The sequence below is a fragment of the Mesorhizobium sp. M00.F.Ca.ET.216.01.1.1 genome (assembly GCF_004010325.2).
In the GTDB taxonomy this organism is placed as follows: domain Bacteria; phylum Pseudomonadota; class Alphaproteobacteria; order Rhizobiales; family Rhizobiaceae; genus Mesorhizobium.
The window spans coordinates 1-2,456 of record NZ_SADR02000067.1 but is presented as its reverse complement, the minus strand read 5'-3'; the positions used below and the strand labels follow the sequence as shown (position 1 = coordinate 2,456).

2 protein-coding genes are annotated in these 2,456 nt (G+C 60.4%); one reads left to right on the top strand and one right to left on the bottom strand.

The genetic code is table 11. The annotated features are described in order from the left end of the window. Positions 1-166 precede the first annotated feature (166 nt). Positions 167-1,933 carry an adenylate/guanylate cyclase domain-containing protein gene (locus EN859_RS35010; protein WP_189502465.1) on the bottom strand — a complete coding sequence of 589 codons (1,767 nt, stop codon included), beginning with the start codon at positions 1,931-1,933 and terminating at the stop codon, positions 167-169. A 159-nt stretch (positions 1,934-2,092) separates the two neighbouring features. Between EN859_RS35010 and EN859_RS35005 the strand changes: the two genes are divergently transcribed. Beyond that, the coding region (locus EN859_RS35005; protein WP_135913580.1) for an ISAs1 family transposase at positions 2,093-2,456 on the top strand (364 nt) is incomplete at its 3' end.

Below are 2,456 nucleotides of genomic sequence, written 5' to 3'. Positions count from 1 at the left end.
CGGCAAAATACTTCATGGCTGCTCCTTCCCGATGCTTGTGGCGAATCAACATCGACCACGTTCTCACATCTCGACAGGAGCAGCCGCCCTTATCCGGGCTCGGCAAAGACCCCAATCACCCCATCTGACTGGAGATTCTCTTTGACGCGTGCCTAACACTCGATGCCTACTCACTGGGGAGGCCAGCGAGACGGAGGCTCTCAGCGAGGTATTGGACGTGCGGACCACGCTGGGCGGTTATCTCTAGCCAGGTCCTCACAGTAAAGCTTGGGCTTTCCGCCAGTATGCCTGCCACCACCCGTCGCGCTTCTTCAACTAGCCCGAGGCGAGCGTACGAGGCGGCGAGCACCCGCCGCACGAATGGAGGAGGTTCTGGATGTTCTCGCATGGCGCGGAGAGACCATTCCAATGCCATCTCGTGCCTTCTTGCCACAAGGTGGCACTCAGCAATCGAGGCATGAAAAAGGTACAATAGCGGGTCCAACGGGCTCAATCGCATTGCCCTTTCCAACGAAGGGATCCCATCAAGTCCGATCCAGGAAGTCACCCAACCTTTTGCTGCCCAGGCCTGTGCGGAATTGTGGTCGATTGCCAACGAGCGCTCGATCAGCTCGAGCGCATGTTCATGTTCGTGTACGACACTTGCGAGCGCCGTAGCGGATGCCCACAGTACGGCTGGATCTTCCATATCGAGCTTGAGCGCTTCCCTGGCAAACCGAACACACAACTCCTGCTGGTCGGGCCGCCAAGAACGCCAACCCGAATTCTTGCTGAACATCAAAGACCAGGCCGCCATCGCGTAGGCATACGCATAAGAAGGATCGATAGCGGTTGCTTTTTGAAGGAGATCGTGGGCGATTGCACTCCTTTCGGGCGACCCTGACCAGGCATGCGGCAGGGCACGCAGAACAAAGTCGTAAGCAGTCAAATCTTCGGTTCGCTTTCGCGACGTGCGATCGATTTCCGCTCGCTGAAGCTTCGGAGCGATCGCACCGACCACGCTCTGGGTCACCCCATCTTGCAGTTCGAATACGTCTTCGAGACTGCCATCGAAGCGATCAGCCCAGACATGATTCCCGCTTTCCGCCTCGATGAGCTGTCCCGTGATCCTGACCCGATTGCCCGCCTTGCGGACACTCCCTTCCAGCACGTAACGCACGCCGAGTTCGAGCCCGACCTGCTTCACATTGACCGCTTTGCCTTTGTAGGTGAAACTCGAATTCCGCGCGATCACGAAGAAGCTGCGCACCCGGGACAGCGCCGCTATGATGTCCTCCACCATGCCGTCGCTGAAATACTCCTGCTCCGGATCGCCGCTCATGTTAGTGAACGGCAGAACGGCAATCGACGGCTTGTCGGGAAGCGCCAAGGCCGGCCGCGCCATCGCCGCTTCGCGGTCCGGCCGTAGTCGGTAGATCCGCACCCGCTCGGCGATGTTCTTGAGTTGCTGCTCGCCGAGATCATCGAATCCGAGCTTCACCTTGCCCCGGACGTGGTTGAAGACAGTGCGAGAGACGACGATGCTCCCAGCATCGGCCAAGGCCTCGAGCCGAGCCGCGATGTTGACTCCATCACCATAGAGATCGCTGCCTTCGACCATCACGTCGCCCAGGTTGATTCCGATGCGCAGCACAATCCGGGAATCTTGGGGCACGTCGGCGTTGGCAGCTGCCATCGCGTTCTGGAGCTCGACCGCGCATTGGACAGCATTCACGGCGCTGGCAAATTCCACCAGCACCCCGTCACCCATCAGCTTGACGATGCGGCCATTATGCTTGGCGAGCAGTGGCTGTAGGATGTCTTTGCGACGGGACTTGATGGCAACAAGGGTCCCAGCCTCGTCCCGCTCCATGAGGCGGCTGTAGCCGACCACATCGGCTGCCAATATCGCAGCAAGGCGGCGTTGGACGCATTCTTCTGCCATGTCATGCATCAGCCTTCGGAGGCCCACGGGACCGGGATTGTATTGGGGGCCACGCTGCGAGTCCATTGGGCGAGAGTCTGCGACACGGCATTGAACTCGGGTTAACGGCGGTTTCGGGATTGCGACGGTTCTGATTCTGTTGGTGGCGTTGATTCGGAGAGCACCGCCATGCCTGAGACTGCCGAGAAGCCGCGTCTGCGGCTGTTGCTGGACCATTTCGCCCTGATCGAGGATGACCGGGAGGGGTGGCGGGTGGCGCATCCGCTGCCTGAAGTGCTGCTGCTGGTGGTCTGCGGCACGATCGCGGCGGGCGATGATTTCGAGGACATCGCCGATTGGGGCGAGGACAATCTGGCCTTCCTGCGCCGTTTCCTGCCCTATTATCACGGCATTCCCGGCGCGCGCTGGCTGCGGTTGCTGATGAACCGGATCGATCCGGGGCTGTTTGCGAACTGCTTCCAGTCCTGGGCGACGGCGATGCGTCCGGACGCGCCAGCGCTGGTGGCCATCGACGGCAAGACCTCGCGCGGCA

Excerpts from the sequence above, each read along its gene's own strand:
- EN859_RS35010 (WP_189502465.1), bottom strand. The coding sequence starts at position 1,933 with ATGCATGACATGGCAGAAGAATGCGTCCAACGCCGCCTTGCTGCGATA.